This is a genomic window from Halovibrio sp. HP20-59 (assembly GCF_033052795.2).
Lineage (GTDB): Bacteria > Pseudomonadota > Gammaproteobacteria > Pseudomonadales > Halomonadaceae > Vreelandella.
Genome location: NZ_JAWJUW020000009.1, coordinates 85,422 through 111,577 on the forward strand (window position 1 = coordinate 85,422; position 26,156 = coordinate 111,577).

27 protein-coding genes are annotated in these 26,156 nt (G+C 52.9%); 7 read left to right on the forward strand and 20 right to left on the reverse strand.

Annotated features, from left to right (window positions below):
• Positions 1 to 15: 15 nt before the first annotated feature.
• The 19 genes from mgtE to argC form a co-directional block, all read right to left on the reverse strand.
• Positions 16 to 1,392 (reverse strand): magnesium transporter, encoded by a 1,377-nt coding sequence (gene mgtE / locus RZA33_RS11840; RefSeq protein ID WP_317507920.1) that lies wholly within the window; start codon positions 1,390 to 1,392, stop codon positions 16 to 18.
• 141 nt (positions 1,393 to 1,533) lie between these two features.
• Positions 1,534 to 1,962: a F0F1 ATP synthase subunit epsilon gene (locus tag RZA33_RS11845; RefSeq protein ID WP_317507921.1), complete on the reverse strand. Its 429-nt coding sequence runs from the start codon at positions 1,960 to 1,962 to the stop codon at positions 1,534 to 1,536.
• A gap of 24 nt (positions 1,963 to 1,986) precedes the next feature.
• A complete protein-coding gene (atpD, locus tag RZA33_RS11850; protein WP_317507922.1) occupies positions 1,987 to 3,366 on the reverse strand; it encodes a F0F1 ATP synthase subunit beta in 1,380 nt (459 codons plus the stop codon).
• A 75-nt stretch (positions 3,367 to 3,441) separates the two neighbouring features.
• Positions 3,442 to 4,329 carry a F0F1 ATP synthase subunit gamma gene (gene atpG / locus RZA33_RS11855; protein WP_317507923.1) on the reverse strand — a complete coding sequence of 296 codons (888 nt, stop codon included), beginning with the start codon at positions 4,327 to 4,329 and terminating at the stop codon, positions 3,442 to 3,444.
• A gap of 68 nt (positions 4,330 to 4,397) precedes the next feature.
• Positions 4,398 to 5,942, reverse strand: coding sequence for a F0F1 ATP synthase subunit alpha (gene atpA, locus RZA33_RS11860; RefSeq protein WP_317507924.1), 1,545 nt, complete (start codon positions 5,940 to 5,942; stop codon positions 4,398 to 4,400).
• 16 nt (positions 5,943 to 5,958) lie between these two features.
• Positions 5,959 to 6,495 carry a F0F1 ATP synthase subunit delta gene (locus tag RZA33_RS11865; protein ID WP_317507925.1) on the reverse strand — a complete coding sequence of 179 codons (537 nt, stop codon included), beginning with the start codon at positions 6,493 to 6,495 and terminating at the stop codon, positions 5,959 to 5,961.
• Positions 6,496 to 6,506: 11 nt separating this feature from the next.
• Positions 6,507 to 6,977, reverse strand: a complete 471-nt coding sequence (locus RZA33_RS11870; RefSeq protein WP_317507926.1) for a F0F1 ATP synthase subunit B — start codon at positions 6,975 to 6,977, stop codon at positions 6,507 to 6,509.
• A 76-nt stretch (positions 6,978 to 7,053) separates the two neighbouring features.
• Complete coding sequence (gene atpE, locus RZA33_RS11875; RefSeq protein ID WP_022521051.1) at positions 7,054 to 7,281, reverse strand: F0F1 ATP synthase subunit C; 228 nt, start codon at positions 7,279 to 7,281, stop codon at positions 7,054 to 7,056.
• 73 nt (positions 7,282 to 7,354) lie between these two features.
• On the reverse strand, positions 7,355 to 8,182 hold the full coding sequence (gene atpB / locus RZA33_RS11880; protein ID WP_317507927.1) for a F0F1 ATP synthase subunit A: 828 nt from the start codon (positions 8,180 to 8,182) through the stop codon (positions 7,355 to 7,357).
• 32 nt (positions 8,183 to 8,214) lie between these two features.
• Positions 8,215 to 8,607, reverse strand: a complete 393-nt coding sequence (locus RZA33_RS11885) for an ATP synthase subunit I (RefSeq protein ID WP_317507928.1) — start codon at positions 8,605 to 8,607, stop codon at positions 8,215 to 8,217.
• Between the two features lie 206 nt (positions 8,608 to 8,813).
• Positions 8,814 to 9,743 (reverse strand): ParB/RepB/Spo0J family partition protein, encoded by a 930-nt coding sequence (locus tag RZA33_RS11890; RefSeq protein WP_317507929.1) that lies wholly within the window; start codon positions 9,741 to 9,743, stop codon positions 8,814 to 8,816.
• Between the two features lie 60 nt (positions 9,744 to 9,803).
• Entirely contained in the window at positions 9,804 to 10,571 is a 768-nt protein-coding gene (locus RZA33_RS11895) for an AAA family ATPase (RefSeq protein ID WP_317507930.1), read from the reverse strand.
• Between the two features lie 27 nt (positions 10,572 to 10,598).
• Entirely contained in the window at positions 10,599 to 11,258 is a 660-nt protein-coding gene (rsmG, locus tag RZA33_RS11900; protein WP_317507931.1) for a 16S rRNA (guanine(527)-N(7))-methyltransferase RsmG, read from the reverse strand.
• The gene (gene mnmG, locus RZA33_RS11905) at positions 11,255 to 13,159 is read right to left on the reverse strand and encodes a tRNA uridine-5-carboxymethylaminomethyl(34) synthesis enzyme MnmG (RefSeq protein ID WP_317507932.1); all 1,905 of its coding nucleotides are present in this window, start codon (positions 13,157 to 13,159) and stop codon (positions 11,255 to 11,257) included. Before mnmG ends, rsmG begins: the two co-directional genes overlap by 4 nt.
• 617 nt (positions 13,160 to 13,776) lie before the next feature.
• Entirely contained in the window at positions 13,777 to 14,535 is a 759-nt protein-coding gene (locus tag RZA33_RS11910; RefSeq protein ID WP_317507933.1) for an amino acid ABC transporter ATP-binding protein, read from the reverse strand.
• A gap of 14 nt (positions 14,536 to 14,549) precedes the next feature.
• Positions 14,550 to 15,218, reverse strand: a complete 669-nt coding sequence (locus tag RZA33_RS11915; protein ID WP_317507934.1) for an amino acid ABC transporter permease — start codon at positions 15,216 to 15,218, stop codon at positions 14,550 to 14,552.
• A 102-nt stretch (positions 15,219 to 15,320) separates the two neighbouring features.
• Positions 15,321 to 16,097 (reverse strand): transporter substrate-binding domain-containing protein, encoded by a 777-nt coding sequence (locus RZA33_RS11920; protein ID WP_317507935.1) that lies wholly within the window; start codon positions 16,095 to 16,097, stop codon positions 15,321 to 15,323.
• Positions 16,098 to 16,243: 146 nt separating this feature from the next.
• Positions 16,244 to 16,597 (reverse strand): iron-sulfur cluster insertion protein ErpA, encoded by a 354-nt coding sequence (gene erpA / locus RZA33_RS11925; protein WP_317507936.1) that lies wholly within the window; start codon positions 16,595 to 16,597, stop codon positions 16,244 to 16,246.
• A 125-nt stretch (positions 16,598 to 16,722) separates the two neighbouring features.
• The gene (argC, locus tag RZA33_RS11930) at positions 16,723 to 17,757 is read right to left on the reverse strand and encodes an N-acetyl-gamma-glutamyl-phosphate reductase (protein WP_317507937.1); all 1,035 of its coding nucleotides are present in this window, start codon (positions 17,755 to 17,757) and stop codon (positions 16,723 to 16,725) included.
• 204 nt (positions 17,758 to 17,961) lie between these two features.
• On the opposite strand from argC, the gene RZA33_RS11935 reads away from it, so the two are divergent.
• The 4 genes from RZA33_RS11935 to hemL are packed head-to-tail and all read left to right on the forward strand — an operon-like array spanning position 17,962 to position 22,354.
• Positions 17,962 to 19,788, forward strand: coding sequence for a chloride channel protein (locus RZA33_RS11935; protein ID WP_317507938.1), 1,827 nt, complete (start codon positions 17,962 to 17,964; stop codon positions 19,786 to 19,788).
• A gap of 9 nt (positions 19,789 to 19,797) precedes the next feature.
• The gene (hemJ, locus tag RZA33_RS11940) at positions 19,798 to 20,229 is read left to right on the forward strand and encodes a protoporphyrinogen oxidase HemJ (RefSeq protein ID WP_317507939.1); all 432 of its coding nucleotides are present in this window, start codon (positions 19,798 to 19,800) and stop codon (positions 20,227 to 20,229) included.
• Complete coding sequence (locus tag RZA33_RS11945; protein ID WP_317507940.1) at positions 20,229 to 21,038, forward strand: hydroxymethylpyrimidine/phosphomethylpyrimidine kinase; 810 nt, start codon at positions 20,229 to 20,231, stop codon at positions 21,036 to 21,038. The genes hemJ and RZA33_RS11945 overlap by 1 nt, the downstream gene beginning before the upstream one ends.
• Before the next feature lie 35 nt (positions 21,039 to 21,073).
• Positions 21,074 to 22,354, forward strand: a complete 1,281-nt coding sequence (gene hemL / locus RZA33_RS11950; protein ID WP_317507941.1) for a glutamate-1-semialdehyde 2,1-aminomutase — start codon at positions 21,074 to 21,076, stop codon at positions 22,352 to 22,354.
• 246 nt (positions 22,355 to 22,600) lie between these two features.
• Here hemL and RZA33_RS11955 read toward each other — a convergent pair whose 3' ends face one another.
• Positions 22,601 to 23,293 carry a response regulator transcription factor gene (locus RZA33_RS11955; RefSeq protein ID WP_317507942.1) on the reverse strand — a complete coding sequence of 231 codons (693 nt, stop codon included), beginning with the start codon at positions 23,291 to 23,293 and terminating at the stop codon, positions 22,601 to 22,603.
• 274 nt (positions 23,294 to 23,567) lie between these two features.
• Here RZA33_RS11955 and rdgB point away from each other — a divergent pair, with 274 nt between their 5' ends.
• The 3 genes from rdgB to RZA33_RS11970 are packed head-to-tail and all read left to right on the forward strand — an operon-like array spanning position 23,568 to position 26,088.
• Positions 23,568 to 24,176: an RdgB/HAM1 family non-canonical purine NTP pyrophosphatase gene (gene rdgB, locus RZA33_RS11960; protein WP_317507943.1), complete on the forward strand. Its 609-nt coding sequence runs from the start codon at positions 23,568 to 23,570 to the stop codon at positions 24,174 to 24,176.
• On the forward strand, positions 24,169 to 25,353 hold the full coding sequence (gene hemW, locus RZA33_RS11965) for a radical SAM family heme chaperone HemW (RefSeq protein WP_317507944.1): 1,185 nt from the start codon (positions 24,169 to 24,171) through the stop codon (positions 25,351 to 25,353). The genes rdgB and hemW overlap by 8 nt, the downstream gene beginning before the upstream one ends.
• Before the next feature lie 54 nt (positions 25,354 to 25,407).
• Positions 25,408 to 26,088 (forward strand): OmpA family protein, encoded by a 681-nt coding sequence (locus tag RZA33_RS11970; protein ID WP_317507945.1) that lies wholly within the window; start codon positions 25,408 to 25,410, stop codon positions 26,086 to 26,088.
• The last annotated feature ends 68 nt before the right edge of the window (positions 26,089 to 26,156 follow it).

The window sequence follows — 26,156 nt, forward strand, 5'->3', positions numbered from 1 at the left end:
TTGTTCAGCGAAACGTCAGGAAAGCAGCAGGGTGGCGATACTGAAATAGATCACTACCCCTGAAGCATCAATAAGCGTTGTGACCAGGGGTGCTGACGCCGTGGCGGGGTCGATTTTAAAACGCTCTAGCACAAAGGGAAGGCACATCCCCAGCAGGCTACCAAACAACACGATGGTCACCATGCTCAAGGCAACCACCATCGCCAGCGCTTCGCCCCCACGCATAATACCGATAGGCGTTACCGCGATCGCCATGGTAATGCCTAGCGATCCCGCCACAAGAAGCTCGCGGCCCAGTAGTTTGCCCCAATCCTTGACGCCTACGTCGCCTGTCGCCATGCCGCGCACCATCAAGGTAGCGGCCTGAGCACCGGCGTTACCGCCACTACCGATCAACAGCGGTAAAAAGAATACCAGCGCCACCTGTGCGGCAATGGTCTCTTCAAAATAGGCAATCCCGGCGCCTGAAAAGAGGTTAGCGAAGACCAGCAGTACCAGCCAGAACACGCGCTTACGGTAAAGATTCCAAAGCTTCACGCGGCTTACGCCATCTTCCAGTTGGCCGATCGACATCCCCTTGTGAAAATCTTCAGTGGCCTCGGATTCAGCCACGTCCATGGCGTCATCGTGGGTCACAATGCCCACCATACGGCCATCCGCATCAATCACCGGCAGCGCTAACAGGTCGTACTTCGCCACAATACGGGCAACGTCCTCCTGGGCATTGTCGACACGGGTGCTGATAACGTCCTTGATCATAATGTCATCAACAATGGTCCTGGGGCGCGCGACCATCAGTTGGCGCAGCGACATGGTTCCGATTAATTGCCCATCGCTATCGAGAATATAAAGCTGGTAGACGGTTTCCGCATCCGGAGCGGTTTGGCGTACCCGCATCATCGCTTGCGACACCGTCATACCACTGGCTATGGACACATAGTCAGAGGTCATGATGGCGCCTGCGGTGCCCTCTTCGTAACTGGCAAGCCGCTTTAGATCTTCACGCTCACGGTGGGCCATGCGACGCAGCAGCGCTTCGCGGCGGTCTTCGCCCAACAAATTAAATAAATCGGCACGTTCGTCCGAACCCATCTCTTCCAGCAGCTTGAGTACCTGGCTGTCACTTAGTTCGCCGACGACTTCAAGCTGGCTCTCCCCAGGCAAATAACCCAGTACATTAGCGGCACGCTCGGCTGACAGAATATCCAACAGTGCGAGCGCCGCCGGCAGCTCTTCGTCGTCTTCGATCATCTCTTCAAGCACTTCACCGATATCCGCTGAGCGGGTTTCGGCTAAACGCAAAGAGAGCATCGATTTACTAGGCACTTCCTTGGCCAACTCATCGAGCAGTTCGGCTTTTAATTCCTGTAGGCTTTCTTCATTCAATGCCATGGCTCTCCCCTTCACGCTAACAAACGTCGTGTTACCGCCTTAATCTCACCTACTTACTTATCATACCGTTAAACAAAAAACGCCCCTTAAACCCTGGTAGCGGGTTCAAGAGGCGTTGGATACACGCCAAGCGCGTGAGTATTAGCCTTTACCCGCCTTTTTACGCAGCTGCTGAATCGTTCGCAGTTGAGCAACGGCTTCGGCAAGTTCAGCGGCAGCTCGAGTGTAATCAAGCTCCGATGACTTCTCATTAAAGGCTTTCAGCGCCTGCTGACGCGCTTCTTCGGCAGCGGCCTCATTGAGGTCGCTGGCACGCGAAGCAGCATCAGCCAGTATCGTCACCACATCCGGCTGGACTTCCATGAAGCCGCCAGTAACGTAGAAGTTCTCTTCAGCGCCACCATCATAGATCACGCGAACCGGACCCGGCTGAAGCTCAGTCAGCAGCGGAGCGTGACCTGGCAAAACGCCCAGATCACCCATCACCCCCGAAGCAATCACATGCTCAACGGTACCTGAGAAGATGGATGCTTCAGCGCTGACGATATTGCAAGTGAAGCTATTCGCCATAGCGAATCCCCCTAATGGACGGGATTACTTCTTCATCTGGTTAGCTTTCTCGACAGCTTCGTCGATTGAGCCGACCATATAGAAGGCCTGTTCCGGCATATCGTCGTATTCGCCAGCAAGAATGCCCTGGAAGCCACTGATCGTGTCTTTCAACGAAACATACTTACCGGGAGAACCGGTGAATACCTCAGCCACGAAGAACGGCTGCGACAAGAAGCGCTGGATTTTACGCGCCCGGGAAACGGCCAGCTTGTCTTCATCAGACAGCTCGTCCATCCCCAGAATGGCGATAATATCCTTAAGTTCTTTGTAGCGCTGGAGCACGTTCTGCACACCGCGCGCGGTGTTGTAGTGCTCTTCACCAACGACCAGCGGATCCAACTGACGCGAGGTGGAATCCAGCGGATCAATCGCCGGGTAGATACCCAATTCGGCGATTGAACGTGCCAATACCACGGTGGCATCCAAGTGCGAGAAAGTGGTCGCCGGCGACGGATCGGTCAAGTCATCCGCAGGCACGTAAACGGCCTGTACGGAGGTGATCGAACCGGTTTTCGTCGAGGTGATACGCTCTTGCAGAACGCCCATCTCTTCGGCGAGCGTCGGCTGATAACCTACCGCTGACGGCATACGACCCAACAGGGCGGATACTTCGGTACCGGCCAGGGTGTAACGGTAGATGTTATCGACGAACAGCAGCACGTCGCGGCCTTCATCACGGAATTTCTCAGCGATGGTCAAGCCGGTCAATGCAACGCGCAGACGGTTACCCGGCGGCTCGTTCATCTGACCATATACCAGCGATACCTTATCGATAACGTTGGATTCGGTCATTTCATGATAGAAGTCGTTACCCTCACGGGTACGCTCACCAACACCGGCGAATACGGAGTAGCCGCTGTGCTCGGTGGCAATGTTGCGGATAAGCTCCATCATGTTAACGGTTTTACCCACACCCGCACCGCCGAACAGACCGACCTTACCGCCCTTGGCAAACGGGCAGACCAAGTCGATTACCTTGATGCCGGTTTCCAGCAGCTCACTAGAGGCTGCCTGGTCGGCATAACCCGGTGCTTTACGGTGGATCGGCATGCGTTCGTCTTCGCCGATTTCGCCCGCTTCATCAATGGGCTCACCGAGTACGTTCATAATACGGCCCAGCGTGGCTTTACCCACGGGGACCGAAATCGCAGCACCTGTGCTGGTTACGTCCATGCTACGCTTCAAGCCCTCGGTGGAGCCCATAGCGATGGTGCGCACCACCCCGTCGCCCAGCTGTTGCTGGACTTCGAGGATGGTCTCTACATCAGAGACTTTTAGCGCGTCGTAGACCTTGGGCACAGAGTCCCGCGGAAACTCTACGTCAATCACCGCGCCGATGATTTGTACGATACGTCCGCTCATCTTGGTTCCTCTCTAAAACCTGCAAATGAAACCTGTCAACCGAGAGTCCGATGTTGCTACCGGACTCTCTAGGCGTTATACGGCAGCAGCGCCGCCGACGATCTCAGAAATTTCCTGGGTGATGGCGGCCTGGCGGGCCTTGTTATAAACCATCTCCAGATCGTCGATCAGGCCGCCTGCGTTGTCAGTGGCACTTTTCATAGCGATCATTCGGGCGGCTTGCTCACAAGCGCCGTTTTCCACTACCGCCTGATACACCTGCGATTCGATGAAGCGAACCAACAGGCTATCAAGCAACGCCTTGGCATCCGGTTCATACAGGTAGTCCCAACTTCCGGGACGGGCGTTTTCGTCGTCTTGCTCAGCGTCGGCGCCCATATCAGGCGACAGCGGAAGAAGCTGCCGTACGACTGGCTTTTGAGTCATGGTGTTGACAAACTCATTGTGCACCACGTAAAGCCGGTCAAGACGTCCTTCATCGTACGCTTCGAGCATGACCTTAATACTGCCGATCAACCCATCAACGGTGGGCTTTTCGCCTAAACCACTTTTCGCCGCCACCAAATTGCCACCGTAGTTGCGGAAAAAGGTGCTGGCCTTGGCGCCAAGCGCGCAAAAATCTTGCTCTGCGCCCTGTTTTTTCCACTCGCTGGCCTCTTTGAGTAAGGCTTTAAACAGGTTGTGGTTCAAACCACCGCACAGACCACGATCAGTGGAGACCACAATATAACCAACGCGCTTCACCTCGCTACGCTCGACCATATAGTCGTGCTTATATTCGGGGTTGGCGTCGGCAATGTGGCCGACCACATTACGGATCTGGCGAGCGTAAGGCTGACTGGCTTTCATCAGATCTTGCGCTTTACGCATTTTCGACGCAGCGACCATTTCCATGGCACTGGTGATTTTCTGCGTATTTTTAATGCTCCCGATCTGGGTGCGTATCTCTTTTGCAGCTGCCATAGCGATCTACCCTTCGTTCGTGGCTCTCAGAAAGCATGCAAACCCGCCCATCACAGGCGGGCCAGACATTACCAGCTCTGAGTCGCCTTGAACTTCTCGAGACCCGACTTCAAGCTGTCCTGGATCTCACCGTTGTAGTCGCCGCTCTGGTTGATCTTGTCGAGCAGATCAGCGTGTTCTGACTTCATGTAATCATGCAGCGCACGCTCGAAGTCCAACACTTTGTTGACATCGACATCATCCAGGAAGCCTTCGTTGGCGGCATACAGCGAGAGCGCCATCTCAGCAATCGACATCGGCGAGTACTGGTTCTGCTTCATCAGCTCGGTAACACGCTGACCGTGTTCAAGCTGCTTACGTGTGGCTTCATCAAGGTCCGACGCAAACTGCGAGAAGGCTGCCAGTTCACGGTACTGGGCCAAGGCTAGACGAACACTACCGCCGAGCTTTTTAATGATTTTGGTTTGCGCCGAACCACCTACACGAGAAACCGATAGACCGGCGTTAATGGCCGGACGAATACCCGAGTTAAACAGGTTGGTTTCCAGGAAGATCTGGCCATCGGTGATCGAGATCACGTTGGTCGGAACGAAGGCCGAAACGTCGCCGCCCTGGGTTTCGATGATCGGCAGCGCGGTCAAGGAGCCGGTTTTGCCTTTCACTTCGCCATTGGTGAACTTCTCGACGTAATCGACGTTAACCCGTGCCGCACGCTCGAGTAGACGCGAGTGGAGGTAGAAAACGTCACCGGGATAAGCTTCACGGCCCGGTGGACGACGCAGCAGCAGCGATACCTGACGGTAAGCAACGGCCTGCTTGGAAAGGTCGTCATACACAATCAGCGCGTTCTCACCGCGGTCGCGGAAGTATTCGCCCATGGTGCAGCCGGAGTAGGCGGCCAGGAACTGCATCGGTGCGGGGTCGGCAGCACCGGCGGCGACGACGATAGTGTGCTCCATGGCGCCATGCTCTTCGAGCTTGCGCACCACGTTGGCAATGGTCGACTGCTTCTGACCAATCGCCACGTAAACACAGGTTACGCCTTTGCCTTTTTGGTTGATGATGGCATCAATGGCAATGGCGGACTTACCAATCTGGCGGTCACCGATGATCAGCTCACGCTGACCACGGCCGATTGGCACCATGGCATCAATCGACTTCAGACCGGTTTGAATCGGCTCATCAACAGATTGGCGAGTGATAACGCCCGGCGCCACTTTCTCAACGGCATCGGTCATCTTGGCGTTAATATCGCCTTTACCATCGATAGGATTACCCAGCGCGTCGACAACGCGGCCAATCAGCTCAGGGCCTACCGGCACTTCAAGAATGCGACCGGTACATTTAGCGGTCATGCCTTCTTCAAGCAGCAGGTAGTCACCTAGCACGACGGCACCTACGGAGTCACGCTCCAGGTTGAGTACCATGCCAAAAACGCTGTTGGGGAATTCAATCATTTCACCAAACATCGCATCTTCGAGGCCGTGAATTTTCACGATACCGTCGGAAACAGTGACGATGGTGCCCTGATTACGGGCTTCGGATGCGACGTCAAGCTTTTCAATTCGCTGCTTGATGATGTCGCTGATCTCGGAAGGATTCAGTTGCTGCATGCCATGTCCCTCAGACTCAAGCGGTTAGCGCTTCGGAAAGGCGGTTCAATCGACCACGTACGGAGCCGTCAATAACGGTGTCGCCAGCACGCAGGATGACGCCGCCGATAAGCGACTTGTCCACCTGAGTAGTAATGGAGATTTCGCGATTCAGACGTTTCTTGAGCGCGTTCGCTAGCTTGGTTTTCTGCTTACTATCTAGCTTGTAAGCAGAAATGACGTTCACTTCAACACGCTGCTCATGTTCGGCACGTAGGTGCTCGAACTGTACAGCGATTGATGAAAGTGACATCAAACGACCTTTGTCTGCCAAAATATCTAAAAAACGCTGTAAAGCGTCATCTTGCTCGCCAGGTATCATATCGGCTAGTAGAGATGCTTTTTGCGCGTTTTCGATTTTTGGGCTGCCCAGCAAACGACGAACATCGCTGTCAGCGACCACAACGCTTAAAAAACTTAGCGCCTGTGACCAGCTATCCAGCGCATCATGATCACGCGCGTATTCGAACGCTGCATTAGCGTAAGGACGAGCGACGGTCAGTAATTCCGCCATGGTTCACCTCCTTACAGTTCAGCAGCAAGCTCATCGAGTAACTTGCGATGCGCTTGTTCGTCGACCGACGCTTCAAGAACACGCTCGGCACCCATAACGGCGAGAGATGAGACCTGGGCACGAAGTTCATCCTTAGCGCGATTCACTTCTTGCTCAATCTCTGAACGTGCGCTGGCTACAAGGCGTTCGCCTTCTGCGCGGGCCTGTTCGCGGGCTTCTTCAACTATCTGGGCAGAGCGCTTGTTGGCCTGCTCAAGAATTTGCGAAGCTTGCTCCTTGCTTTCACGCAACGTCTGCTCAGCGCGTTCTTGAGCAAGCTCAAGATCACGGTTAGCACGACTAGCTGCGTCCAAGCCATCAGCAATTTTCTTTTGACGCTCATGAAGCGCGTTGCTGATCGGAGGCCACACATAATTAATGCAAAACCAGACAAAGATCGCGAAGGCGATCGTCTGCCCGATTAGCGTCATGTTGATATTCACAGGAATGTACCTCTGACAAGTTCGTGGCGACCGGAGTGAAACAAAACCGAGCGTTTAACGCTCGGCTCAGCAGTCATTAACCGGCAACAACGAAGATCAGGTACATTGCGATACCAACACCGATCATCGGAACGGCGTCCAGCAGGCCGGCCATTAGGAAGGTTTTGGTTTGCAGTTGGTCACCCAGTTCAGGCTGACGCGCTGTAGATTCCAACAGTTTGCCACCCAAAATGGCGAAGCCAATGCCGGTACCTAGAGCGCCGAGACCGATCATGATGGAAGCTGCAATGTAGATAAGTTCCATGGTAATGCTCCTAGTTTTTCAAGTTATCTAAGGTTGAGGGTTTAAGGGTGTTGTCTTACAAACAGTGCTTACTTCAGTGATGTTCGTGCGCTGCGCTTAGGTAAACAATGGACAGCACAGTAAAGATGAACGCCTGTAACGTAACGATCAAAATATGGAAAATAGCCCATGGCACATCCAGTACCCAGATAGCCCAGAACGGCAGCATGGCGATCAAGATGAAGATCACTTCGCCGGCAAACATATTGCCGAATAGACGCATCGCCAAACTGAAGGGCTTGACCAGCAAAGCGACGATTTCCAATACAAGGTTGAAGGGAATCAGTGCCCAGTGATTGAAAGGCGTGAAAGACAACTCTTTGGCAAAACCGCCTACACCTTTAACCTTAAAGCTGTAGTAGAGAATCAGGCAGAAAACGCCCAGCGCCATACCAAGGGTGGCATTGACGTCCGTGGTAGGGACGATTTTCATGTAATCAACGCCAAGCTTGGCAAACAATACCGGGAAGAAATCCACCGGAATTATTTTTAGCGAGTTCATCAAGAATATCCACACGAACAGCGTTAAGGCCAATGGGGCAATAATCGGATTACGCCCTTTAAACGTTCCTTGGATCATGTTCTCGATAAATTCAAACACCATTTCAACCGCATTTTGCAGCCCTGATGGCACGCCGGTAGTGGCCATTTTACCTGCTTTGCGAAAAATCCAGATAAACAGCAAACCCATGGCGATGGACCATCCCATGGTGTCTAAGTGAATGGCCCAAAAGCCCATTTCACTTGCTTCTTCCGCAGAGTGTGCCAGCGACCAGCCATTTTCAGGATGGTTGCCAAAGGTTAGGTTCTGCAAGTGGTGCTGGATATAGTAAGTCGTTGAGACTTCGTTTCCTGCGGCCATGGATGTATCACCTCAATCAGTTGTGCAATTTTCTAGACATTAGCGTTTTTTGGCATTAACCAAGGCGTAAGCCAATGCGTTAGAACAACCGCAACATAAGCATAAAAAAAGAAAGCGGGGTTTGAGGGGGGCGCTGCCACGAACACTGTTACAAACAGTGCCACCGTCAAACCAAACTTGCCTGCTTCGGCGCGAAATAGGCGCATCGCAGCTTTCGAAGGACTACTCGCACGTAAAACGCCCATTCGCTTGATAAAAAAAGCATGTGGTAATAAAGCTACCAACGCTCCTTTAAAAACCGATGACATGCCTTCCGTACCTGCGACGAGGTAAGCTGCCAACATGCCAATAAACGTAATTATCAGTTGCGAGATAGTAAGTCGAAAGACATAGGCTTTTCGTCGCTGGGTTTCGTATCGCTGCATACCGGCCCAGCCTCACTGATTAAAAACCAATACCTCGACAAGCTGATGATTCGACAAACCAAGGCAACCTGCACAAATCTTGCGCGATTATAGGGAAGCGCTACCACACCTTCAACCGAAGTCGCACCAATTTTGCATGCTTAAGGCCTTATTTGCGACCAAAGGGGGAAAACATGCGCCCTTCTTACGCGATATTGTATAGCCTGCTATTTAATATGATTTAAGATGCCATCCAACTCTTCAAGGCTGGTATAGCGTATTATTAATTTCCCTTTGCCTTTTTGGCCATGATCAATGGAGACAGGCGCACCCAGCAGCTCACCAAGATGCGTTTCGAGCTTGGCCACATCGGGCTGCTTGCTTTGCCGACTAGGCGTTTTGGTCGGTGCTTGGCTGGTTTGGACTTTTTTTACCAGCGCTTCGGTGGCCCGCACCGTCATGTCATTATTGACCACTTCATGGGCTACCTGACGCTGTTGGGCACTGTTGAGCGATAACAACGCCCGTGCGTGGCCCATATCAAGATCACCGCGCTCAAGCAGAGTTTGCACTTCCGGGTCTAACGCTAACAGGCGTAACAGGTTAGCCACCTGGGTGCGAGATTTACCTACCGCGTCGGCGATCTGCTGTTGGGTAAGCTCAAATTCTTCACCCAAGCGTTTGAGCGCCATGGCTTCTTCGATGGCGTTGAGGTTTTCACGCTGAATATTTTCAATTAACGCCAGTGCCAGGGCAACTTCATCGCTGACTTCACGAATAACCGCTGGGATGACGTCTAGCTCAGCAAGCTGGGCTGCCCGCCAACGGCGCTCACCAGCAATAATTTCGTAGCGATCCACACCGATTGGGCGCACGACGATGGGTTGCATTACACCCTGTGCGCGAATGGAGTCCGCTAACTCTTCTAGCGCTTCGGGCTGAATATCGCGGCGCGGCTGATACTTACCGCGGGTCAATTGCCCTAACGGCAGACGTTCAAGGCGATCTTCGCTAACGTCGTCGGCCACAGCATTATGCGCTGTTTCAGTAAGCGCTAAAGGCGTGCCGCTACCGGCAGGTTCTAAGCTGTCACGGCGACGGGCACCGGCACCAATCAGGGCATCCAGGCCACGTCCCAGCGCGGGTTTACGCGTCATTCGCTTTCCCTCATTTTTTCAGCGCCCCTTTTTTGAATTGAAGAGTTGAAGTGAAGAGTATTACAGTGAAAGACGACGAATCATCTCTTTTGCCAGCACACGATAGGCTTGGCTGCCACGTGAGAAACGTGCATATTGGGTCACGGGTAAACCATGGCTCGGCGCTTCGGCGACTTTAACGTTGCGGGGAATCGTGGTTTTTAACAAGATTTCACCGAAGTAGTCGCGCAACTGTTTGTCGACTTCACGCGTTAAGCTGGTGCGCTTGTCGTACATCGTGCGCAAAATACCCGCAATCGCTAGGTCAGGATTTACGTTTTGCTTAATCTGCTCAACGGTATCAAGCAGCGCCGATAACCCTTCTAAGGCATAGAACTCGCATTGTAGCGGGATCAGCACGCTATCGGATGCTGCTAGAGCGTTGACAGTGAGCATATTCAGCGAAGGGGGGCAGTCAATTAACACCACATCATACTCATTGGCCACCGAAGAAAGCGCGGTGGTTAAGCAGCTCTCGCTTTTGTCGCGGTCTAAAAGCTCGACTTCGGCGGCGGTGAGATCGCCGTTCCCCGGCAGCACGTCGTAATTGACCGCCAGCTTTTTAATAATGGTCTCAGCAGCCGTTGCTTCGCCTAGCAGCACATCCAGCACGCTTTTATCGAGCTCGTATTTGTCGATGCCGCTGCCCATGCTGGCATGGCCTTGCGGGTCAAGATCGACTAACAGCACACGACGGTCGAGTGTTGCGAGACTGGCCGCCAGGTTAACAGCCGAGGTGGTTTTGCCCACGCCGCCTTTTTGGTTGGTCAGGGCAATAATTTGGCTCACTTACTCAACTCCTTCCTGGGGTCAGAATCAACGTTCAGCTTTCAATATCAGCAGTTGCCGCTGGGCCGTTTCAAAGGGCACTGCGAGCAGATGGCGCGAGTGCAATTGAATACCCGGGGGCAGATCGCGCAGTTCGTCGTCCGCTCCCGGCCCTTTCATGGCAAGCCATTGGCCATCGTCAGTGGGCAGTTCACGGGTAAGCGTGACAAAATCCACTAGGCTGGCAAAGGCTCGGGAAATTACCTGATCGAAAGCGGCAGCCTTAAACTGTTCCACCCGCGCCTGAACAGGCGTTACGTTTTCAAGCCCTAGTTCCATCACCGCTTGGCGCTGGAAGCGTACTTTTTTGCCATTACTATCCAGCAGTGTCACCGCAAGTTCCGGCATCAAAATAGCTAATACCAACCCCGGGAGCCCCGGTCCCGCACCCACGTCCAGTAGGCGAGGCCCTGACACGAAAGGCCTAACGGCGGCGCTATCTAGCACATGGCGCGACACCATTTCATCAATATCGCGTACCGCCGTGAGGTTATAAGCCCGATTCCACTTGTGCAACAGTGCTAGTAAGCCTAGCAGCTGTTCGCGTTGACGCCCGTTGACGCTTAACGCTAATTGGCTAAGTCCTTGATCCAGGCGTGGCGCAATGCTGGCAGGTAAATCTTTCGTCAACCCGGTAAGCGAACTCATCCGTTCACTACCTCAGCCGCTGCCACCAAGCGACGCTTTTTGAGATGCACCAGCAAAATTGAAACTGCCGCTGGCGTAACGCCTGAAATACGCGCTGCATGAGCGAGCGTTTCCGGCCGCGCTTCGGCCAGTTTTTGGCGAATTTCGTTGGACAAGCCTTCTACTTTCAAATAGTCCAACTCTGCCGGCAAGGGTGTCGCTTCATGGCGCTTGAGTTTGTCGATTTCATCCTGCTGGCGATCGATATAGCCTTGATACTTAGCCTGAATCTGCACTTGTTCGGCGACTGCTGGATCGGTGACCAGGGTGCCCTCGATGCCGGGAAGATTGGCCAAATCGCGGTAACTCAGTTCAGGGCGTCTGAGCAGATCACTCAGACGATATTCACGCGTCAACGGCGCACCGGTTTTTTCGGCGACTTGTTGAGCGGCTGGCGTTCCCGGCTGAATCCATATCGTACTTAACCGCGCGTTCTCTTGCTCGATGGCTTCGCGCTTTTGACTAAAGGCGGCCCAGCGGTGGTCGTCGACAAGACCCAGCTCGCGACCCGCTGCGGTTAAGCGTAAATCTGCATTATCTTCACGCAGCAGCAAACGATATTCCGCGCGGGAAGTAAACATACGGTAGGGCTCTTTGGTACCCATGGTAATCAGGTCATCGACCAATACGCCCAGGTAGGCTTCGTCGCGGCGAGGGTACCAAGCGTCCAGCTCCTGGGAACGGCGAGCGGCATTCAGGCCTGCTAGCAAACCTTGAGCACCGGCTTCTTCGTAGCCGGTCGTGCCGTTGATTTGACCAGCAAAAAACAGGTTGTGGATAAATTTGGTTTCTAGCGAGTGTTTTAAGTCTCGTGGATCAAAAAAATCATACTCGATCGCGTAGCCAGGCCGCGTGATATGGGCGTTTTCCAAACCCTTGATGGAGCGCACTACTTGAATTTGCACGTCAAACGGCAGCGAGGTTGAAATCCCATTGGGATACAGCTCGTGAGTATTTAAGCCTTCGGGTTCAATAAACACCTGATGGCTGGATTTATCGGCAAAGCGATGAACTTTGTCTTCGATTGATGGGCAATAGCGCGGCCCAATCCCTTCGATGACGCCCGAATACATCGGCGAGCGATCAAGATTTGCCAAGATCAGCTCGTGGGTCTGCTGATTGGTATGCGCGATATGGCAACTGACCTGCTGGGGGTGATTATCTCGTGAGCCGAGGTAAGACATTACCGGCGTTGGCGTATCGCCTGGCTGCTCTTCCAACTGAGAAAAATCCACGCTTTTGGCATCGATGCGCGGTGGGGTGCCGGTTTTTAACCGGTCAACGCGAAACGGCAGCGCCCGAAGCCGTTCGGCCAGTGCGTTGGAGGGCGGGTCGCCCGCTCGGCCGCCTTTGCTTTGATCCATGCCAATGTGAATCACACCACCTAAAAACGTTCCGGTACTCAGCACAACGCTGTCGGCGTGAAAGCGAATGCCGGTTTCCGTTACGACTCCACGCACGGTGTCGTTATCCACAACGAGATCGCCAGCAGCTTGCTGGAAAATCGTTAAATTTGGCTGGTTTTCCAACAGGCTACGGATCGCGGCTTTGTAAAGAATACGGTCTGCTTGGGCACGGGTTGCCCGGACGGCAGGCCCTTTGCTGGCATTGAGCACGCGAAATTGGATACCGGCTAAATCCGTGGCAAGCCCCATGGCGCCGCCCAGTGCATCAATTTCCTTGACCAAATGGCTTTTGCCGATGCCGCCAATCGCGGGGTTACACGACATTTGGCCCAGCGTTTCGATGTTATGGGTGAGCAGCAGGGTCTGACAGCCCATGCGAGCAGAGGCCAGTGCGGCTTCAGTTCCCGCATGGCCACCGCCGATGACAATCACGTCAAAGCGGTCGGGGTAGTTCAAGAGACACCTCGTCTTGTGCCTATCGGCACGGATGATGTGAACCGGTGCAGTCGGTTCCAGACATGAGCACCGTAGATCAATGAGCGGGGCAGTATAAACCCCCTGTGGGTAACCGTCAGGTTTTTCCACACCCCAATTCACCAGAGAGCCTCTATTAATAACAACATAAATATAAATTAAAAGAAGTTCTGTAAATGTTGTAATTACTAGTGTGGACAATTTCTGTGTATAACCAATTTATTCTTTCAAATTTCATTAGTTTATATTGTTGACTTCTACGTGTTTGAAAGCGGGACTGCCTGGGCAGAAAGGGGGTTAAGCCTGTGGATGAAATGCGGCCTTATCCACAGAGATAGTTAAGCACGCTTTATCCACTGGCCAGTACCTGGGTTGTTACCGTATCTGTGAACAACCTGAGCGTGTTGTGGAGCTAACGCTAAGCGACTCACAGGGTAGGCCTTACAGAGGATTAGATGAGCAAAGTAAAAAAAGTTTATCCACAGGCAAAAAAAAGCCTGTCACGTGGACAGGCCGGTAAAAAAGCGCAATTTAGCATTAGCAAATGAGGTATTTAGGTGCCGAACGCAGGCCTTCGCTAGTGCATTATGTGATTACATCTAGTGCTTAAGTACCCGTGCCAGGAAGGATTGGGTGCGCTCATGTTGCGGTGTATCGAACAGCTTTTCAGGGGGGCCCTGTTCAGCAATTTCGCCTTTATGAATAAAAATAACCCGGTCGGCGACTTCGCGGGCAAAGCCCATTTCATGGGTAACAATCACCATGGTCATACCCTCCTTGGCCAGCTCGCGCATGGCATCAAGCACTTCACCGATCATTTCCGGGTCAAGCGCCGATGTGGGCTCGTCAAACAGCATAAGGCGCGGTTCCATGGCCAAGGCGCGGGCCAGCGCCACACGCTGTTGTTGGCCGCCTGAGAGATGGCTGGGGTACTTGTCAGCTTGGTCGGCGATACCCACGCGATCAAGTAGCCGTGTGGCGCTACTGATGGCGTCATCACGACTCAAACCGCGTACTTTCATGGGGGCTAGGGTAACGTTGTCGAGCACACTGAGATGGGGGAAAAGATTGAACTGCTGAAAGACCATACCCACCTCCGTGCGAATAGTTTGCAGCGCTTGGGTGCTCTTTCCATAGGGCAGAAGTTCGCTGCTATCGACGACCAGATTGCCCGACTGAAACTCTTCCAAGCCGTTTATACAGCGAATCAGTGTCGATTTACCCGAGCCACTGGCACCGATAATCACGACCACTTCGCCAGGCACAATGTCGAGGTCAATGTTGTTGAGTACGTGCAAGTTGCCAAAATGCTTATTGAGCTGTTGCATACGCACAATTGGCGGCGTTGTATCGTTCATTACGCGTGTCCTTATTATCCAGCCAAGCCTCTGCGCTCTAGCTGGCGCAGCAGGATTGAGAGCGTCCAGGTGATCGCTAGATACATCAACGCGACCATGAAATAGACCTCAAGGGCGGTGAAGGTTGTGGCGATATAAATTTGTCCCTGGCGTACTAATTCGCCAACACCAATGACTGAAAATAGCGATGTGTCTTTGATACTGATAATGCTCTGATTACCCAGCGCGGGAATCATACGCCGGAATGCCTGTGGCCAAATTACATAGCGAAACGCCTGAGTGCGGGAGAGTCCTAGCGAGAGCGAGGCCTCGCTCTGGCCGCGTTCGATAGACTGTACACCGCCCCGTACTATTTCAGAGATGTAAGCCCCCGAGTTGACGGCAATGGCGGCGATACCGGCCACTAGGGCGTTAATGGGGCCTCCCAATAGCTGTGGCAAACCGTAAAAAATAAACAGCACCTGGACCAGGATGGGCGTACCGCGGAAGACTTCGACGTAAACAATGGCTGGCCAGCGTAGCCAACGCAGGGGGCTAATACGTAATAGGCCAAAGAATATTCCGATAAAGAATCCGATGGCGAGGCCGCCAAACGAGATAAGCAGCGTCCAGGGAATACCCGGCAGCAGGTAAGGGATAGACCCGAACGCTGCCGACCAATCAAACTGAAAGGTGACTTCCACGCATAATCTCCTGAAACAAAAAACAATTAAGAACGCAGCAGGGCCGGGGGCTGTGGCCACCCGGCCCTGTAAAGTTATTACGCTAACAGTGAGTTGTTACACTCACTCTTCGCTAGGTGCTTCACCAAACCACTTTGCGTAGATTTCGTCGTATGTGCCGTCTTCTTGCATAGCGGCGAGGGCTTCATTGGTGGGTTCTACCCATTCACTGCCTTTGTGGAAGACGATGCCGTATTGTTGGCCTTCATAGAGCGGGCCAACGACCTTGGTGCGGCCTTCTCCGCGGGTTTGCGAGAAGTAAGCGACGTTAGGGGCATCATAAAGAACAGCATCGACGTTACGGCCTAATAGCGCCATGTACATGTCGGCAGTAGCGGGGTAGGGGGTGATGTCGGCGTCATCGCCTAGCTCTTCTTGAAGAAAGTCGTAGCTAGTCGAGCCGATTTTGGTCGCTACGCTGTGCCCTTCCAGGTCTTCAAGTGTAGAAATATCGTCGTTATCGGCGCGTACGATAATCCGCAGACCCGAATCATAGTAGGGGTCGGAGAAATCGACGACTTCCGCGCGTTCTTCGGTAATGGTGGTACCGGCAATGGCGATCTCCTGACTACCGGTTTGCACGGCAGGAATAATCCCGGAGAACTCCATGGTGGTGAGGTTGACTTCAAAGCCGGCACGATCGGCCACCTCGTTGATGATGTCCATATCGAAGCCGATCATTTCACCGGTTTCTTGATCCATCATTTCAAACGGCACAAAGCTTGGGTCAGTGGCCACATTAACGGTTGGCGTCTGAGCCATGGCCGCTGTGGCACTGCCCAATCCGAGTGCCAGCGCCAGCGACGTTTTAGTAAGGCTGATTGGTAATACTGTTTTCATACGTTTCCCCGTGTTTTTTGAAGCTTATAGCAGAGTTCTGCACGATGAGCTGTGTCAATAACCCTTTAAGCCGATGTTGACCTATCAACCTTGGCGAGAAACCGACAAGGCGTCAAGTCACGGGGGGCGTTGTTAACCAACGCTGTTTAGACCATGAAGGAAGCGCCGCAGCCGCAAGTGGTTGTGGCGTTAGGGTTCTGTACGCGAAAACGGGCGCCCGCCAGGCCTTCTTCGTAATCGACGGTGGAACCGACTAAATATTGGTAAGAGAGTGGATCGACTACCAAGGCAGCGTTACCAAATTGTATGATGGTGTCATCGTCGGCGACATTGTCAGCAAAGTCGAAGCCGTACTGAAAACCCGAACAGCCGCCACCGGTCACGTAGACCCGCAGCTTTAAGGCCGGATTATTCTCTTCTGCAATCAGTGCATTAATACGTTTTCGTGCACTGTCAGACAAGAGTAGTGGCGTTGGAACAAAGGCTTCTGCACTGCTCATGGGTACCTCCCGCGAGCTTAAAGAACGAATAAATCGGCATTGGGTAGTGATTATGGGTAATTCCCAGCAAATTGGTCAACTATTGCTGGGAATGAGTTGGCACTACCTGCTGATTTGTGAAGTGTTTAAGGCATTATCGCGGGAGCGGTGAGGCCGGTATCCTCTTCAAAGCCAAACATCAGGTTAAGGTTTTGAATTGCCTGACCCGAGGCGCCTTTGACCAAGTTATCAATGACCGATAGCACCACAACCGTGTTGCCGCCGCTGGGGCGATGGACCGCCAGGCGACAAGTGTTAATCCCTTTGACACTGCGCGTTTCCGGGTGGCTTCCTGCGGGCATCACATCGACAAACGGCTCACTGGCGTAGCGCTGCTCAAAGAGAGCCTGCAGGTCGCCCGGCTCGGCGTTTAATTGGCTGTATAAGGTCGCGTGAATACCGCGGATCATCGGCGTGAGGTGAGGCACAAAGGTTAACCCAACGGCGGATTGCTGAATATCTTTAAGCCCTTGGCTAATCTCCGGCAGGTGGCGGTGTCCCGAAGCCCCGTAGGCTTTCATTGATTCGCTGGCTTCGGCAAGCAGTGAACCCACCTTAGCGCCACGGCCCGCACCAGTAACGCCAGATTTACAGTCGGCAATCAGTTGCTGGTGATCGATTAATCCCGCTTCCAATAGTGGCAAATAACCCAGTTGAACCGCCGTGGGGTAGCAGCCGGGAACGGCAATTAGCTGCGCGGTTTTGATTTTATCCCGGTGCATTTCGGGTAAGCCGTAAACGGCCTGTTCAAGACGCTCGGGTGCGCCATGGGGCTGGCCGTACCAGTGGCTCCACTCGTCGGCATCGCGTAGGCGGAAATCGGCCGACAAATCGATCACCCGGGTGCCGTTATCAAGTAACTCACCGACAAGCGTGTGGGCAACGCCGTGGGGAGTGGCGAAAAATACCGCATCCAGGGCGCCTAGCTGTTTGCCATCTGGTTGGCTAAACGCCAGCGTGTCGTAATGGCCGCGCAGGTTAGGATACATATCGCAGACTTTGACGCCTGCTTCCGAGCGCGAGGTAATCGCGGCGACGTTGACGTGGGGGTGCTGGGCGAGTAACCGCAGTAATTCAACCCCGGTGTAACCGGTACCGCCGACAATGCCGACCTTAATCACAAATAACTCCTTGCGGGTTACGCAGAATGGTTTCTAAAGCTGTTAGTTACGTTTGCCTCAATTGTAACAGCCTAAGCGCATTACTGAGGGCTGTCGAAGCGTATCTAGCTATGATACACAAGAGGATAAATAGATAAGAACATTCAGACCAAGTGAATAATCAGACCCAGGTAAAATACTAAATCCAAAACAAGGAAGGTCGCTGTGGCGCGTTTTTCCCGCTCGGATTTCACTCTAGAGAGTTTCCGTCGTCAGTTGGCCAATGTCGATGCGCTTCCGCAGCTGTGTGTGCTGGGGCTCGTCTCCGGGGTCATTACGGGCGCCGTGATGGTCGTCTTTCGGCTGTTATTGGAAACCGGTGCTGCGCTGTATATGACCGACGGCGACCCCGAAGCGTTTGAAAGCATGGCACCGTGGTTGCGTTCGCTGCTACCCATGTTAGCGGTCACCATCGTAGGGTTGCTGCTTTATCGCCAAAAGCCAGCGGCGCGAAAGCTGGGCGTCGGCCATGTCATCGAGCGGTTAACTTACCATCAAGGGCGTTTTCCACTTCGCAACTGGCTAAATCAGTGGTGGGTAGGGGTGGTGGTGGTATTGGGCGGACTTTCTGCGGGCCGGGAAGGCCCGGCCATTCATTTAGGCGCAGCCGCGGCCAGCGGATTAGGCCAGCAGATTCGCTTACCCAATAACAGCCTGAGAGTGCTGGTGGCGTGCGGCACCGCTGCGGGTATTTCAGCTTCCTTCAACACCCCTATTGCCGGGGTGATCTTCGCCATGGAAGTGGTGATGATGGAGTACACCTTGATGAGCTTTATGCCCGTCATTTTGGCCTCCACGATGGGCGCGCTGGTGGCGCAGCTGGTTTATGGCAATGAGCCGGCCTTTCGTATTCCTGAGGTCGCACTGGGCTCGCTGGTTAACCTACCGTGGATTGTGGTCACCGGATTGGTCATTGGTCTGCTCGCCGGTCTGTTTATCCATATTTCGCGCAGCGAGCGGGTGCAAGCGTGGCCGCTTTGGGTGCGTTTGGGGCTGGTAGGGATTGCCACTGGCGCCGTCGCTTGGTGGTTCCCCCAAGTGCAAGGCATTGGTTACGACAGCGTTGCGGCAGCGCTTAACAATCAGTTGGAAATTAAAGTGCTTGTGGCACTAATGATTGCCAAACTGTTGATTACTGCACTGACGGTGGCGGGCGGTGTGCCCATCGGTATTATCGGCCCACTGCTGGTTGTGGGGGCTGCCACTGGCGCGCTGTTTGGTTTGTTGGGTGCCTGGTTATGGCCAGACAAAGCGGCTAATCCAGGTATTTATGCCATGCTAGGAATGGCCGCAATGATGGGTGCGGTGTTGCAGGCACCCCTTGCCGCGCTGATGGCGCTTTTGGAGTTAACCCACACGCCGAGTATCATGCTCCCTGGAATGCTGGCGGTGGTCGTCGCGTGCCTTACCTCGCGTCAGCTTACTGGTTGCGAAGGCTTTTTTATCAGCTCTGTGCGTTACGGGCTGCACCCTCTGCAACAGCCCTTGATGCAGGCACTCTCACGCGTGTCAGTTCCCGCGGTAATGGAACGAAAACTGGTGCGTACCGCACGCATGATTACGCCGGACCAAGCGCGCTTTTTGCTTGAAACGAACCCGGTATGGCTAGTGATTGAACGCTCAAGCGAAGAAAAACCGGTGTTGGCACTAAAAGCCGCCGAGCTGGCGCGCTGGCTGCTTGAGCACGATGAGGCGCTGCAGGGTAAAGAACCGCCTGAAGATGAACTTATTGATCTACTGGAAATTCCTGGGCAGCGCTTGGAGCTGGCGCCGATTGGCTTGCAAGCAACGCTTTCCGAAGCGTTCTTAAAGCTCCAGGATAACGCCCTGGGGGCGTTGTATGTTGTGCATGGGTACCGCCCTAAACAACGGCGAATTTCAGGTATTATCACGCGTGACGCCATTGAGCGTTATTATCATTACACTGACCCGCGCAGTGCCGACACCCGTGACCGTGACACTGATAAAAGCAAGCAGGATTCATCACTTTAAGGAGCAACAATGTACCTATGGGTAAAGGCTATTCACTTAATCGCCGTGGTGACCTGGTTCGCTGCGCTGTTCTATTTACCCCGGCTTTATGTGTATCACGCCACTGCGCGTGATAATGGTGATGAGCAGGCGATCAGCTATTTCAAAACCATGGAGCGTAAGCTTTATCGGGGTATCATGACGCCATCAATGATTGCGGTACTGGTGTTTGGCGGCTGGATGCTCTACCTGGTGCCCGAGTGGTTTAGCCAGGGGTGGATGCACGCCAAACTGGCGCTAGTGGCGCTACTGATTGCCTATCATCACGTTTGTTTGATCTATTTGAAGCAGTTTGCCCAAGATCGTTGCAGCAAAAGCCATGTTTTTTTCCGCTGGTTTAACGAAGCGCCGGTAATTGCACTATTGGCGATTATTCTGCTTGCCGTTGTGAAGCCCTTTTGATGCGCCGACCGCTTCCTCCCGTGGTGTTGGTACTCGCCGGGCACGACCCGACCGGCGGCGCCGGCTTAATCGCTGATAGTGAGGCGATTGCGGCCTGTGGTGGCTGGGCGGTCACTATCCCTACTGCGCTAACGGTACAGAATTGCCACAACGTGACACGCGTGATACCCAGTGATCCTAACGCAATGCGCCAAATGGCCGAGGTGCTTAGTGAGATGCAAGTAGCGGCGATTAAAATTGGCTTGCTTGCTGACGAAGCGACGTTGCGTGCAACAGAGCAGATAATTCGTCGTTTTCCCGGTATCCCGGTAGTGGCAGATCCCGTCTTTAGTGCCGGTGGAGGCACTGAGTTATCCACAGCCCAATTACGCCAACTGTATGTCGATCGCTTATTACCTCTTGTGGATATCTTAACGCCCAATCGCTCTGAGCTAGGGCAGCTCACTCCCACTCTGATGTCACCTTTCGATGATACCGCCCGGGCCGTCGCTCTAATGTCCCAAGGGTGCCAAGCTATCCTAGTAACGACCACGGATGAGCCGTTAACCAACAATGATCAGCAGGTAGTGCATACCCTGCACTCGCCTGACACTACCCGCCAGTGGCAGTGGCCGCGCTTGCCTGAACAGTTTCATGGTTCTGGCTGCACGCTTGCTTCGGCTATTGCAGCTCGATTAGCCGTCGGTGAACGTTTATTAACAGCGTGTGAGCAAGCACAGCACTTTACCTGGCAAAGTTTGTCTCAAGGTTTTCAGCCATCTAGTGGCCAGTGTTTGCCTAACCGCGTTACACACGCCTTTCGCTTTTAACCTTATCGTCTTACGCTTTTTATTTAGAGGATGCCATGTCCACATCAGCTGAACTATTCGATCTAGCCAGTCGCCACATTCCAGGCGGCGTGAATTCACCTGTTCGGGCGTTTAAAGGTCTACACCGTCCGCCGGTGTTCATGGAGCGTGCTCAGGGAGCCTACTTATTTGATGTGGAAGGGAACCGTTACGTTGATTATATCGGCTCCTGGGGGCCCATGATTACCGGCCATGCTGATCCAGACGTATTAGACGCGGTGCGTACCCGTTTGGATAATGGGCTTTCGTTTGGCACCCCAACGGCAATGGAAACCACCATGGCGGACCTCATCTGCGAGATGATTCCTTCCATGGAGATGGTGCGTATGACGAGCTCAGGCACCGAAGCAACAATGTCAGCCATTCGCTTAGCGCGAGGCACCACCGGGCGCGATAAAATCGTTAAGTTTGAAGGCAATTATCATGGTCACTCGGATTCGCTACTGGTAAAAGCCGGTTCGGGAGCGCTTACCCACGGCGTTCCCAGCTCACCGGGGGTACCCGCTTCGCTGGCCGAACACACCATTACGCTATCGTATAACGACCCTGAAGGGGTAGAAGCGTGCTTTGCCGAGATAGGTGATCAGATTGCCTGCATCATCGTTGAGCCGGTTTCTGGCAATATGAACTGCATCCCCCCGCAGCCAGGGTTTCTTGAGACGCTGCGCCGGGTGTGTAATGAGCACGACAGCCTGCTAATTTTTGACGAAGTAATGACCGGGTTTCGTGTCGCACTGGGCGGTGCTCAGGCGCATTACGGTGTCATTCCTGATTTAACCTGCTTGGGTAAGATTGTGGGTGGCGGCATGCCGGTGGGTGCTTTTGGTGGTAAGCATGAGATTATGCAGAATATCTCGCCACTAGGGCCGGTTTATCATGCGGGCACGCTGTCGGGGAACCCGCTGGCCATGGCCGCAGGTGTTACCCTGTTGAAAAAGCTACAGGTGCCGGGGTTTCACGATGCGCTAAGCCAGCGGGTTAATACCCTCTGCACCGGTCTGCAAGAGCGTGCTAATGCGGCGGGAGTGCCGATGATGACGCAGTCGGCAGGCGGCATGTTCGGTGTCTTCTTTACCTCTCAAAGCCGTGTGGATAATTTTGCCCAAGCCACCGCTTGTAACCCGGATGCTTTCCGCCGCTTCTTTGGGGCGATGCTTGATCATGGCGTTTACTTGGCACCTTCGGCTTTTGAGGCGGGCTTCATGTCTAGCGCCCATAGCCCGGAAGATATTCAGTTCACCTTAGATGCGGCCGAAAAAGCCTTTGCCGTTATGTGACAGAAAGCAACTTTAAGCTTGTACTGTTTCAAAAGTAAAAGCGCCGCTCTCAATGAGCGGCGCCTTTGTTAGGTGATAGTTAGTAAGCTAATTTAACCATTGGTTTGGCGGTGTATGTTCCACCCAGCGTTGCTACTCAGCCTTCTTAGCGCTGATTAGCACAAATCCCTGGAAAGGTAGCTCGATAAACTGAATGGGTGACCGGCAGGTAAAACGTGGTTATGACTTTCCTACATGTGCTTAATGTTATTTATGGCGCTGCAAGCTGCGTGCGGTTTCAATGTTAGGCAAGATGGGACCTAAATTTTGATGAATCCAGTTGAGCGCTTGAATTCGGTTGTGCACATTGATTTTTCGGAAAATATTATAAAGATGAGATTTAACGGTATGTTCACTGACAAAAAGTTTCTCGGCAATTTGCTGATTAGATGAGCCAGCGCTAAGCAACGAAATGATCTCCATTTCACGATTAGTCAAACCACAGGTGGGGCGGAAGGCGTTACTTTGATACTTGCGATAAAACAGAATCAAACGTGCCATTAATTCCCGTGACATCCACAGGTCCCCGCCCAATAGAGCGTGAATACCTTTGCAAATCACTTCAAGGCTTTCGTTACGGTAAAAAACACCTTTCAGTTGGGCACAAGAAAGGGCCTCAAGGGCGTGATCTATATTATTTATATTAATAGCGGCTAATGGTGTTTTCGCCATCGCTTCTGGAAGCTGCTCTTGCCATTCGGGTAAGGCGTCCACACCAATGTGATCACTGTCAATAAGGATCAACGCACTTCCTTCAGAAGAAGTAGGCAGGGGTTGGCTTGGCGGATAAATATGTACCGGGCAGCCAGTGTGGTCGTTTAAATATTCAGCAAATAGCTGAACCTGTGGGCTTTTTTCGGTAATAATGTACACCGTCCCAGTAGGTTTATCTTGCGACATTGAAAGGCCCTCATGAAATGAAAAAGTCGGCAAGCTATGGTTTTAGTGTTGCCTATAAGACGCTCTGCGTAAAGTTATGTTATTAAAATAATGGAAAAAGTAAATATAATTGCTTGGTATTTTTTGATTAAAAATATATTAAATATATGAAAAATATAGTTATTTTAAGGAAAAATTCGACATCGTGGCAAGTTTACGACGTGTAACATTTTGCTGGCTTTTGATACTTTCAATGAGCGCGTAAACTAATGTCCTATTGTTTGGAGTGAACGTCATGTCAGCAGTCAATACCCTTGTACTTGCCAGCGGAAATTCGGGAAAATTAATTGAATTCAATCAATTACTTTCACCTTTGGGTTTTAATATTCGCCCTCAAGCAGACTTTGGTGTTCAGGATGTCGAAGAGACCGGCTTGACCTTTGTAGAAAATGCACTGTTGAAAGCCCGTGAAGCGAGCTTGGTCAGTGGTTTTCCTGCGCTGGCTGACGATTCAGGGCTTGAAGTGGATGCGCTGGACGGTGCCCCCGGTATTTACTCAGCACGCTACGCTGGCGAACCTAAAAGCGATGAAAAAAATAATCAAAAATTACTCGCTGCGTTAAGTGAGTCTGCAGAAGGTCAGCGCAGTGGCCGCTATTGGTGTGTGTTGGTGTATTTACGCCATCCCGAAGACCCGGTACCCGTGATTGTACAGCGCAGTTGGGAAGGCGAGATTCTTGCTCATCCGAGAGGAACGGGAGGATTCGGCTATGATCCACTGTTCTGGCTACCCGATCAGGGTATGAGCGTTGCCGAGCTACCCAGCGAAAGCAAAAATCGGCTGAGTCATCGTGGGCGTGCCTTGCAAGGGTTGGTGGAGTTACTGAAGGTGGCGCATGGTTGATACGCTACCGCCCTTGTCGTTGTATATCCACACGCCGTGGTGCGTGCGTAAATGCCCATATTGTGATTTCAACTCTCACGAACCGGGTACCCACGGGTTTACGCCGCGTGAATTACCCGAAACCGCTTATCTTGATGCATTGCTACAAGACTTAGACGGTGACCTTGCGTTGGCGGCAGGACGAGAAATACACACCATTTTTATTGGTGGTGGCACACCGAGCCTGCTTTCACCTCGGTTTTATAACCGCCTACTGACAGAAATTAACGCCCGGTTGCCCTTTGCGAATAATATCGAGATTACCTTAGAGGCCAATCCTGGCACCACCGAGCAAGCGCGTTTCATTGGCTATCGGGACGCTGGTATTAATCGCCTCTCGTTGGGCATTCAGAGTTTTAACCCGGCTCAGCTTCATGCGCTTGGACGTATCCACAGCGGCCAGGAAGCCGTTACGGCGGTGGCTCAAGCGCGACAGGCGGGATTTACCAATATTAATATTGATCTAATGCACGGCTTGCCGAGGCAAACGCCTCAATTGGCGATGGACGATATCGAGCAAGCGTTGGCGCTGGCGCCAGAGCACCTTTCTTGGTACCAACTAACGTTAGAGCCAAACACCGCCTTTCACTCCAATCCGCCGCTACTTCCGGAGGAAGAAGCGCTTTGGGATATCCAGGATAGCGGCCATCAACGTTTAGAGCGTGCTGGATTTGAGCGCTACGAGATTTCGGCGTATGCCACCGCTGGCTACCAGAGCCGGCATAATCTTAACTATTGGGAATTTGGCGACTACCTGGGTATTGGTGCCGGTGCCCATGGCAAGCTGAGCCATATTGATGAAAATGGGGAATGGCGCATTGAGCGGCGTTGGAAAACCCGCCAACCAGATGCTTACTTAAAACGTATTAATGACTTGCGCGGTTTTACTGCGGGTAAGCAGTTAATAAATCCACAAGAGCTGCCGCTTGAGTTTGCCATGAACGCTCTGCGGCTTACCCAGGGTGTTACTCTGGGCACCTGGGCAGCCAATACCGGGCAACAAGATGCTATGTTGCTAACACGGTTACAATCTGCCCAACAAAAAGGACTTTTAATGCAAATGCCTGAAAAACTGCGTGCATCGCCCCAAGGTCTATTATTCTTGAACGAGTTGCTGGCATTGATCAGTGATGATTGAGCAGCGATAAGCGATAAACAAAAAGACATACCGAAGACAAACAAGGAGTGAGTGATGCGTATTTCTCGACTACTAACACCGTTGGCCGCCGCTATTTTAGTAGCAGGCTGTGCGACATCGGATCCTTACGGTGGCCAAACGCAACGCTCTAGCACCGCGATGGGCTCTGGAATTGGCGCCGTGGTCGGTGCTGCTGCTGGCGCGCTTTCCGGTGATGGCAGTACTAGCCGCCGTGATCGGGCCTTGATTGGCGCAGCAGTGGGCGCTGCAGCCGGCGCGGGTATTGGTGTTTACATGGATCGTCAAGAGCAACAGCTGCGTGAAAACCTGCAAGGGTCACGCATTGAGATTGATCGCCGAGGCGACGATATCGTGCTCAATATGCCTAGCGGCGTTACCTTTGGCTTTGACTCTGCCGATCTTACCAGCGAAGCGCGTAGCTCGCTTAACCAAGTCGCTAATGTGCTCACTCAGTATCAGGATACCCGCGTTAATATTGCTGGTCATACCGATAGCACTGGTAATGCGAGCTACAACCAGCGTCTCTCAGAGCGCCGTGCTCAGGCGGTAGGTAGCTATTTATCCCAGAACGGTGTTTCCTCTACCCGTCTTAACACTTCCGGTTATGGCGCCACTCAGCCGGTTGCCAGCAATGATACCGAGCAGGGCCGAGCCCAGAACCGTCGTGTCGAAATCACGCTGACGCCAACCGGCGATGGCCAAGGCCAAGGTTAAACGCGTCCGGTTAATCTGACCATTGCCGCTCAAAGCCCGCTATGCTCCCATAGCGGGCTTTTTTTATT

Bases quoted from the DNA above. Each gene is read 5' to 3' on its own strand.
- hemW (WP_317507944.1), top strand. From the start codon at position 24,169: ATGGTTGATACGCTACCGCCCTTGTCGTTGTATATCCACACGCCGTGG.
- RZA33_RS11970 (WP_317507945.1), top strand. From the start codon at position 25,408: ATGCGTATTTCTCGACTACTAACACCGTTGGCCGCCGCTATTTTAGTA.
- atpG (WP_317507923.1), bottom strand. From the start codon at position 4,329: ATGGCAGCTGCAAAAGAGATACGCACCCAGATCGGGAGCATTAAAAAT.
- hemL (WP_317507941.1), top strand. From the start codon at position 21,074: ATGTCCACATCAGCTGAACTATTCGATCTAGCCAGTCGCCACATTCCA.
- rsmG (WP_317507931.1), bottom strand. From the start codon at position 11,258: ATGAGTTCGCTTACCGGGTTGACGAAAGATTTACCTGCCAGCATTGCG.
- RZA33_RS11910 (WP_317507933.1), bottom strand. From the start codon at position 14,535: ATGAACGATACAACGCCGCCAATTGTGCGTATGCAACAGCTCAATAAG.
- RZA33_RS11845 (WP_317507921.1), bottom strand. From the start codon at position 1,962: ATGGCGAATAGCTTCACTTGCAATATCGTCAGCGCTGAAGCATCCATC.
- RZA33_RS11865 (WP_317507925.1), bottom strand. From the start codon at position 6,495: ATGGCGGAATTACTGACCGTCGCTCGTCCTTACGCTAATGCAGCGTTC.
- RZA33_RS11945 (WP_317507940.1), top strand. From the start codon at position 20,229: ATGCGCCGACCGCTTCCTCCCGTGGTGTTGGTACTCGCCGGGCACGAC.
- rdgB (WP_317507943.1), top strand. From the start codon at position 23,568: ATGTCAGCAGTCAATACCCTTGTACTTGCCAGCGGAAATTCGGGAAAA.
- mgtE (WP_317507920.1), bottom strand. From the start codon at position 1,392: ATGGCATTGAATGAAGAAAGCCTACAGGAATTAAAAGCCGAACTGCTC.
- atpD (WP_317507922.1), bottom strand. From the start codon at position 3,366: ATGAGCGGACGTATCGTACAAATCATCGGCGCGGTGATTGACGTAGAG.
- RZA33_RS11920 (WP_317507935.1), bottom strand. From the start codon at position 16,097: ATGAAAACAGTATTACCAATCAGCCTTACTAAAACGTCGCTGGCGCTG.
- atpE (WP_022521051.1), bottom strand. From the start codon at position 7,281: ATGGAACTTATCTACATTGCAGCTTCCATCATGATCGGTCTCGGCGCT.
- RZA33_RS11955 (WP_317507942.1), bottom strand. From the start codon at position 23,293: ATGTCGCAAGATAAACCTACTGGGACGGTGTACATTATTACCGAAAAA.
- RZA33_RS11890 (WP_317507929.1), bottom strand. From the start codon at position 9,743: ATGACGCGTAAACCCGCGCTGGGACGTGGCCTGGATGCCCTGATTGGT.
- hemJ (WP_317507939.1), top strand. From the start codon at position 19,798: ATGTACCTATGGGTAAAGGCTATTCACTTAATCGCCGTGGTGACCTGG.
- atpB (WP_317507927.1), bottom strand. From the start codon at position 8,182: ATGGCCGCAGGAAACGAAGTCTCAACGACTTACTATATCCAGCACCAC.
- RZA33_RS11885 (WP_317507928.1), bottom strand. From the start codon at position 8,607: ATGCAGCGATACGAAACCCAGCGACGAAAAGCCTATGTCTTTCGACTT.
- atpA (WP_317507924.1), bottom strand. From the start codon at position 5,942: ATGCAGCAACTGAATCCTTCCGAGATCAGCGACATCATCAAGCAGCGA.
- erpA (WP_317507936.1), bottom strand. From the start codon at position 16,597: ATGAGCAGTGCAGAAGCCTTTGTTCCAACGCCACTACTCTTGTCTGAC.